General features: G+C 43.3%; 9 protein-coding genes and 2 pseudogenes. 9 read left to right on the top strand and 2 right to left on the bottom strand.

Going from position 1 to position 7,671, the window contains the following annotated elements; all coding sequences use genetic code 11:
* Positions 1-128 precede the first annotated feature (128 nt).
* From V7L20_RS26300 to V7L20_RS26280, 5 genes and pseudogenes are all read left to right on the top strand, one after another.
* A complete protein-coding gene (locus tag V7L20_RS26300; protein ID WP_334746900.1) occupies positions 129-572 on the top strand; it encodes a hypothetical protein in 444 nt (147 codons plus the stop codon).
* Positions 573-864: 292 nt separating this feature from the next.
* The gene (locus tag V7L20_RS26295; RefSeq protein ID WP_334746899.1) at positions 865-1,257 is read left to right on the top strand and encodes a hypothetical protein; all 393 of its coding nucleotides are present in this window, start codon (positions 865-867) and stop codon (positions 1,255-1,257) included.
* A pseudogene (locus V7L20_RS32880) lies at positions 1,254-1,460 on the top strand (DNA cytosine methyltransferase); the annotation flags it as partial. The gene V7L20_RS26295 and the pseudogene V7L20_RS32880, both read left to right, overlap by 4 nt.
* Before the next feature lie 35 nt (positions 1,461-1,495).
* Positions 1,496-1,734, top strand: a pseudogene (locus V7L20_RS32875) (DNA cytosine methyltransferase).
* A complete protein-coding gene (locus tag V7L20_RS26280) occupies positions 1,735-2,121 on the top strand; it encodes a hypothetical protein (protein ID WP_334746896.1) in 387 nt (128 codons plus the stop codon).
* A gap of 120 nt (positions 2,122-2,241) precedes the next feature.
* Here the strand turns inward: V7L20_RS26280 and V7L20_RS26275 are convergent, their stop codons facing one another.
* Together V7L20_RS26275 and V7L20_RS26270 are read right to left on the bottom strand one after the other, a co-directional pair.
* Positions 2,242-2,748 carry a transposase family protein gene (locus V7L20_RS26275; protein WP_334746903.1) on the bottom strand — a complete coding sequence of 169 codons (507 nt, stop codon included), beginning with the start codon at positions 2,746-2,748 and terminating at the stop codon, positions 2,242-2,244.
* A 104-nt stretch (positions 2,749-2,852) separates the two neighbouring features.
* Positions 2,853-3,158: a helix-turn-helix domain-containing protein gene (locus tag V7L20_RS26270; protein ID WP_334746895.1), complete on the bottom strand. Its 306-nt coding sequence runs from the start codon at positions 3,156-3,158 to the stop codon at positions 2,853-2,855.
* Positions 3,159-3,423: 265 nt separating this feature from the next.
* Between V7L20_RS26270 and V7L20_RS26265 the strand changes: the two genes are divergently transcribed.
* The 4 genes from V7L20_RS26265 to V7L20_RS26250 all read left to right on the top strand — a co-directional run bounded on the left by V7L20_RS26265 (position 3,424) and on the right by V7L20_RS26250 (position 7,652).
* Complete coding sequence (locus V7L20_RS26265) at positions 3,424-3,729, top strand: DUF1392 family protein (RefSeq protein WP_334746894.1); 306 nt, start codon at positions 3,424-3,426, stop codon at positions 3,727-3,729.
* A complete protein-coding gene (locus tag V7L20_RS26260) occupies positions 3,710-3,886 on the top strand; it encodes a DUF1392 family protein (RefSeq protein ID WP_334746893.1) in 177 nt (58 codons plus the stop codon). The genes V7L20_RS26265 and V7L20_RS26260 overlap by 20 nt, the downstream gene beginning before the upstream one ends.
* A gap of 43 nt (positions 3,887-3,929) precedes the next feature.
* The gene (locus V7L20_RS26255; RefSeq protein ID WP_334746892.1) at positions 3,930-4,118 is read left to right on the top strand and encodes a hypothetical protein; all 189 of its coding nucleotides are present in this window, start codon (positions 3,930-3,932) and stop codon (positions 4,116-4,118) included.
* A 597-nt stretch (positions 4,119-4,715) separates the two neighbouring features.
* A complete protein-coding gene (locus V7L20_RS26250) occupies positions 4,716-7,652 on the top strand; it encodes a plasmid replication protein, CyRepA1 family (protein ID WP_334746891.1) in 2,937 nt (978 codons plus the stop codon).
* Positions 7,653-7,671 lie beyond the last annotated feature (19 nt).

Raw genomic sequence — 7,671 nt, 5'->3', positions numbered from 1 at the left:
TTTATGAATAATTTTCGGGCGAGTCCAATCAGTTTTCCTATTGCTAGTTGAATAACATTACCGTTTTTTCTTTCCCCAAAGTAACAAAAGAGGGACAAAATACGGTTTTCTGTAATCTTTACGATGCTGTGACCAAAACCAAAATTTACAGGAAATGGAGTAGAGATTTAGATTGGGCAACAATCATTCGTGACATTCAATCTCTGTTAGGTGGTGCTGACTCAAATATTCCATCCACACCAAAACTTAGCTCCGTTCCTCAACCAGTACCTACACAAGACTTACGAGTTAAAAATATTCGCACTTTGCTTGATTATCCACTTGATTTGGTCAAAGAGTGGTTGCAATTTCAAGACGTTGATCGCCCAAGTTTACTTGATATTAGCCAGATTAATGAACTAATCAAAACCATGTGTTTGGCTTGGGCAGCAGACAAGTGTGAGTATCCCAGTCACGCTGAATCTTCGTATCAAAATCTTGTTGTTGATGCCATTGCTAGCGGTGCTGATGAGTTAACAGCAATCAACGCATGGATGCAACAGTTACAAACAGCAAAAGCCGGAGCAGTGTAAATCAGAATCAGGATTCAGAATATTTTTACTTCTGAACCCTCAATTAATCACACAGGAATTAAGCCATAAAAGTCATCGTTACAGTAGTCAATAAAATCACGAGTGAAGCGCACCTAAATATCCCTGATGGACTATCACAATTAGCAATCAAGCAACACATCACAGACATCTACAACAGTGGTGAGATGCTGATTGATTTAAATCTTTGTCAAGTGGATTTTGAATCTATCAGCGCTCAGATTGTCCCAGAACATTCTGATATGAAGTCTGCATAAATATGGGAGGTAATCAGATGCATACAAAATGGACTGATGAAGAACTCGCAATTATTGAAGAAATGGCTTGTCTCAACACTGTCAAACAAATAGCATATCGGCTGAAAAGAAGGGGATACATCCGCTCAACATCAGCTATTCAACACAAATTGCGCTTTTTAGGATACTCCGCACGTCCAATCCTTGATAACTACAACTGCTGCGAAATTGCCAGGGTTCTGCAACTCAATTCGGCTACTGTTTGGAGTTGGGTCAAAAAGGGGTGGATACGTACACATAGGCGGTCTGGCAGATATCACCAAATCAAGAGTCAAGACTTAAAACGATTTCTTCAAAACCCACCTCAACGTATCAAGAACCGCATTGCTGCAATTGATAAAGATGTTATCGAATACTTAGTGGGAAGATGAAAATGACACAGCAAATCACTCCCCTTAAAACTCAAAAAGTCCTTGACCTTTGTTCTGGTATTGGCGGCTTTACCCTTGGTCATAAGATTTGCGGTGGTTTCGAGACTGTGGCATTTTGTGAGATTAACTCTTACTGCCAACAACTGCTACATCTGCGATTCCCAAATATTCCAATTATCAGGGACATCCATGATATTACAACTGAGTCTTTGGCAGGAGTCGGAGTTACAGAAGTTGCATTGCCGGACTCCCCTGCCCTCCCTTTAGCCTCGCCGGAAAACAGCTTGCCTCCCAGGATGAGCGCAACTTGTTCGGTGAGTTCTTTAGAATCATTTGCGAGATTCGACCAGCATGGCAATTGTGGAAAACGTACCCGGACTCATTACTGCTGAAGACGGTGAATTTTTCCGCGCCCTACTGTGGCAATTTGCCCAGATGGGGTTTGATGTCGAGTGGGGAATTGTTTCAGCAGCCTAAGTGGGGACCATTCACAAGCGCGAAAGAGTTTGGATTATTGCTACCGACTCCCAAAGCTCAAGACGGGACACATCCTGGAGTCAGTACGAGAAAGAGGGGACAAACACTGCATCTGTCGGCGGCGGTGATCATGCCCAGACAAACCTTGATATATACCAACAACAATTACAGGAAACCAACAAAAGGGGGCAAAAACCAAGGTTACGAATTGGGCAGTACGAAATATCGTTCTCTCAGTCCACTTTTCGTCAGCGCTATGATGGGTTTTCCAAGCAGATGGACAGATATCTCATGCGACAGCCAGACCTTGATGGATGGCTTAGTGCTGCCTCAATCCCCAGCTTCAATAGACATCTCCGAAAATTGTCCAAGTATCTCTGTGACTAACTTATAGCGTGCGATCGCCAGCGAGAGCAACCAGGTAGTTTCTACGATAGAATAGGGGTTTGAGATATTTATTGTTAATAATCCGACAAAAAAACGTGATTATGTGCATTCATTTTTAAATCAGGCGATCGCGTATATTTCTGCTGGTAATACAAGTGCCCCAATTCGTAATCTTACTACTCCACAAATTGTCAAAATTACTTGTTCATATTTTTTAGGATTTAACCGAAATCTTTCTTGAACAACTGGAAATATTTTTCGAGAACGAATTCGGTGTTCAACAAATACTCGTTTAGATGAAAACTCCTTGTTTTCCTTTTTCTGGTCAATTGTTAACTTCCCGTTTCTTGGTGTTTTAATTGGAGTGTTAATTAAATCTTCTCCTATATCTCCTAAATCGCCTTGAAATTTTTGTTGTGAGTTAAAGCTCTCACAGTTTTCTCTGAATAAAGTTATATCGCTTTTTGGTCCAGGTTCTCCTGCCACAACATCAACGATCTCGCTGCCATTAGGCAAGATAATTATCTGAGTTTTAAATGTATGTTTACTTGCCTTGCCAGAGTAATATTCTTCTTGCTCTTTATTGTCTCCAGGTCTTTCCCTAACTTGTTCATAACTATCTACAATTAATTCATAATCTGTAAGTATTTCTTTAACTACTTCATAGTCAGATTCTTTTTTTTTACTTGTTCAATTAAACTCGATGGTAACAATTATCTCAAAAGTGGCAATCAATAATTAAATATATCATTTGCTGTAGACTCGCTCACTCCAAACTGGATGCCCAAAAGTTGAAAGGTTGTCATATGCCTCAGATAAACCAAGGTTAAAATTATTTGTTCTTTGATAGATAGTTTTGGTTTACGACCTCCACCACCAGTAATAATTCTAACTTTCTTGGATTCTAACAACACTTGTTTTTCATGGTGTAATTGCTCTGCATTTTGGATTAATTGTTGTAACTGTTCATACTCCAGACCAATTAACCGTTTTGTCTCTTTAGGATTCTCCTCAATGTGATTCAGGATATCTCTCATATTTTAATATTAAAAACTTCTCTTGATGTTCTTTTACCACAAAATATACTATTTTGGAGATATCTAATCGGCTCAATTGTAATGAAATTGCAGCGCTTACGCCAGATTGCTAAAAATAATATCGCCAACTCTATGCAGAATATCAAAGCATCAGAAAACAACATAAGCAACAGTTGATGGCTCTGGGCAATGCCATTGTTCCCCAATGTGCTGCACTGGTTTTTGACCGACTCAAAACAATTTTATTCCAACAATCGAAAAATGCATGATTGAGTTAATTACTGCCTTTGAAACAAGCTGGTATCTCTCCCCTCCTTGGGGTCGAACAATTCCACCCGTTGAGGTCAATTTACTAGAGAGAGTATACCTCAGAACCATCAAAACATTCGGTTGCTGCTGTGGTGTTCAGTGGAAACATGAAACTTGGCTTTATTCAATTGATTGTCGTAATGAAATACTCCACGCCACACAACATCAAATCATCTCCACAGGTCAGTTAGAAACCTTCAACGTGCAAAAACCTGCTTTTGTTCTGGGTGAAAGAGTAATGAATGCTCTGTTCTCACGATAAAGGAACAAAGCAACGGCTGATTTTGGGGATAGCGCTAGTGAATAATTCTTGGTTTTATCTCGTTGAATTGATGTCCCCAACGTTAACTAAATCACCGACTATATCGAATCGTTTCTCACTGGTCGGTAAAAAAAGTTTGATGCGGGTGAATGTTTAATTCTCTCTAATCACACAACAAAAATTATCACCCAATTAAAGTTATGTCACAAATTGAAATTGCCGAAATCATCGAACAGATAAAACAAGAGATTGAAGTTGAGGCTAATAGTCAAGCGAAAGCTAGCCTTCGGGCAACTGCAAGACTTGCTGGGGTTAGTGATAAAGCTATTGGTAAAGCATTAGAGAGCGCGAACCTGGAACCATCCAAACTGGCTCAAATGCTTATGTAACAGGGCTTTGATGCCGCGAACCTAACTGATTGGAGAACCAGTGATATCCCAGACACTGCGATCGCAATCATCCTAGAGTACTACGCTTACGAGGCAGGGCGATACTGCACTAAACAAGCCCGATTAGTATGCCGTTCATTCAACACCATCGGCATTCGGGCATGGATTCAAGATAAATTGGGTTGGACAAAACCCGCCTCAAATAGCGAAACAGCGATGACTCAAATACAGTTTCTCAAGCTAAACATTTAACCCAATGGCTCAGTAGTGGAGTTGACGAAGAAATCTTCAAGGCGAATGTGCGTTCGCTTGTCGGCACAACACCTTACGAATATCTGCTCTACAGTCCCAAAATCTCTCGTCGCAATGATGGGCGCTTACGAGACAGGGACTTGAAAAAATACCAGCACATCGAACTAGGCAGCTGGTGTGCAGTGGTGTTGACCCACTTAACAACTACGTGCTGATGATGTGGGGCTGTTTCAAACCAGACCACCCTCGAAGAGACCGCCAGAAGATCCATAAGTTCATCAAGTACGAACACCCATTCAGAGAAGAGACACGCGCCTTCTTCCTCTTAGTCCCGAATCGCATTTGGTGAAAGTCTCCCTACGTTGCGGTATCCCCATTACAGAATTTAACCTACAGCATCCTGGTGGTTTCTGGCACTGGGTTTGGCGGCACAACGTACCAGTGACAATCGTGGAAGGTGTCAAGAAAGCGGGGGCGTTACTAACTGCTGGTTATGCTGCGATGGCGTACCCGCCCGCCGTAGGCATCGCTATCCCTGGCGTTAACGCTGGATACCGCACACCCCAAGATGAGTACGGTACAGCTAATGGTAAACCATCCCTGATTCCCGACTTGAAGCATTTTGCAACAGAGGGGAGACTTATTAACATCTGCTTTGATCAAGACAATAAACCTGAGACAGTCCAGCGAGTCAGAACCGCTATCAGTCGTATGGGACGGTTGCTGGTAAATGAGGGCTGTTCCCTGCGGGTGATTGATTTACCGTTGGGGGCAGAGAAAGGGGTTGATGATTTTATCGTCGCCAAAGGTCAGCCAGCATTTGACGCGCTCTACAACACAGCCGTTGCACTGGAGTTGTGGGAGATTAAGCTGTTTACTCTGCTGACTTATCCAAGAGCGATCGCACTTAATCAACGATTCCTGGGTCATCTGCAAGTTCGCGAAGGTGAAAAACTGGTTATCCTCAAGGCTCCTAAAGGCACTGGTAAAACCGAATGGCTGTCTACCGAGGTAGCGAAGGTGCATGACCTTGGAAGACAAGTATTAATCATTACCCATCGGATTCAACTTGGTGAGGCACTGTGTAATCGCTTTGGAGTGAATTATGTCACAGAAGTTCACGGCTCCGAAACAGGAGATTTGTTAGGATACGGTGTATGTGTTGATTCGTTGCATCAGCAGAGTCAAGCGCGATTCAATCCCAATGACTGGGCGAATGATGTCATTATTATCGACGAGTGCGACCAAGTATTCTGGCATTTACTCAACTCTGGTACTGAAGTGCAAAAACGTCGCGTATCTGTTCTCAAAAACCTCAAACAACTGGTACAGAATATTTTGGGCAGTAGTCAGGGAAAGATTTACCTATCAAGTGCCGATGTGTCAGATACTGATGTGAAGTATGTTTTATTACTCGCTGGTGAATATCGGGTTAACCCGTTCGTAATCGTCAACAATTATCAGGATAGTGCCGGAAACTGTTACAACTACTCTGGCAGTAACCCGAAGAATCTTATCGCTGCACTGGACAAGGCGATAGCCAAAGGAGGGCATCATTTACTCTGCTGCTCTGCTCAGAAAGCTCTTTCCAAATGGGGAACCCAAGCATTGGAGGAACGCTTTCGTCGCAAGTTCCCACACCTACGGATTCTACGAATTGACAGCGAATCCGTTGCAGATCCATCTCATGCCGCTTTCGGCTGTATCGCTCACCTGAACAAAATTCTTACCCAGTATGATTTGGTTATCGCCTCCCCAAGTTTAGAAACTGGAGTATCCATCGATATTCGAGGGCATTTCACTGCTGTTTGGGGAATTTTTCAGGGAGTGCAGCCGGTTAATTCCGTGCGTCAGATGTTGGCGAGATTACGAGAGACAGTTGACCGTCATATCTGGGTGAGAGAGTGGGGGATGTCGGTTGTGGGCAATGGCTCTACATCCATAGGGGGATTACTCAAAAGTCAACACGTCGCAACACAAGCGAACATTGCGCTGTTGTCGGCGGCGGACAATGACGATTACAGCTTTGTTGACCAGAATTTTCAGCCCGAATCTTTGCAGACTTGGGGGAAACGTGGTTCCGTAATTAATGTTGAGATGCGGCGCTATCAAGAATCTGTACTTGGGGGATTGGTCGAGGATGGGTACACCATTATTGATGCTGATGATGCATCGGATGATGAAAGTGGGGCAGTAATCGAGTCGGTTAAAGCTGCAAGTGAGCAATTGTATACTGCTGAATGTGAAGCGATCGCTAACTCTGTTGAACTCTCTCAAACTGAACTCAAAAAGCTGCAAGATAAGCGGGCGAAAACCAAAACCGAGCGACACCAGCAGCGCTTGGCTGAATTGTCCCGTCCCTACGAAATTGAAGTTACGCGTGATTTGGTCGAGAAAGATGATGATGGCTGGTATCCTCAACAGAGAATGCACTATTATTTGACGCTGGGGCGAGAGTTTCTGACGAATCGTGATGCGAAACGGGCTAAGGCGCAGTTAGAGGCTGGGCAGAATTCCATTTGGAAACCTGACTTTAACAAGGGGCAGTTATTGCTGGCTGTGTTGTTACTTGAAAATCTGAATCTGTTGCAGTTTCTTACACCAGACGTTCAGTTACGTAGCAGCGACGAGAAGATGCTGGAGTTTAAGGCGCTGGCTGTAACGCATCGGCACGTTATCAAGAATTACCTGAATGTTAGTATCTCGGAAAAACACACGCCGATTGCGATCGCACAGAAACTACTTGCGAAGATTGATTTGAAACTCGATTATGTTGGTCGGTTGGGTAAGCGTGAAAATCAGGAGTGTGTTTATCAGTTTGTTGCACCTGATGACCAGCGTGATTCGATTTTCGGGCAGTGGTTAAATCGGGATGAAGCATCAAACAAATTCGCAATTGATAATGGGCTTCGCCCCGCTACGCTAACGCAATTCGCAGTTAAAACAATTGCGAATTGCGAATTGCAAACTGCGAATTGTTTGGTGTCAGTCACTAATAATATAGTTTTATCGACACCAGTGATTGACACAACCTCCCAAATATTAGAAGAGGTAGTGGAAAGTCCCCAAGGACAAGCCTGGAAAGGGCTGAAACTGAAAATGCAGCAAGGCTTGGACAGCGCTGGCTCATTCTACAATCAGTTAGTCTCCACAATCGGCTCGGCTGTTGGTGTTGCTGATGGGGAGCCTTACTGGAATGGGTATCTGGGCAAATGGCAGATTTGGGTTAAGTTTGGAGGCGGGTGTACCTCTGTGGTGTGCGATTGGTTGATGGTAGTGTAGTATCCCTTCCCTCGACTAA

The sequence above is a fragment of the Nostoc sp. genome (assembly GCF_036916735.1).
In the GTDB taxonomy this organism is placed as follows: Bacteria; Cyanobacteriota; Cyanobacteriia; order Cyanobacteriales; family Nostocaceae; genus Nostoc.
Note: the sequence above shows the minus strand (reverse complement) of the source record. Positions and strands in the feature narration are given on the sequence as shown.

Excerpts from the sequence above, each read along its gene's own strand:
- V7L20_RS26295 (WP_334746899.1), top strand. The coding sequence starts at position 865 with ATGCATACAAAATGGACTGATGAAGAACTCGCAATTATTGAAGAAATG.
- V7L20_RS26270 (WP_334746895.1), bottom strand. The coding sequence starts at position 3,158 with ATGAGAGATATCCTGAATCACATTGAGGAGAATCCTAAAGAGACAAAA.
- V7L20_RS26265 (WP_334746894.1), top strand. The coding sequence starts at position 3,424 with ATGATTGAGTTAATTACTGCCTTTGAAACAAGCTGGTATCTCTCCCCT.
- V7L20_RS26260 (WP_334746893.1), top strand. The coding sequence starts at position 3,710 with ATGCTCTGTTCTCACGATAAAGGAACAAAGCAACGGCTGATTTTGGGG.
- V7L20_RS26255 (WP_334746892.1), top strand. The coding sequence starts at position 3,930 with ATGTCACAAATTGAAATTGCCGAAATCATCGAACAGATAAAACAAGAG.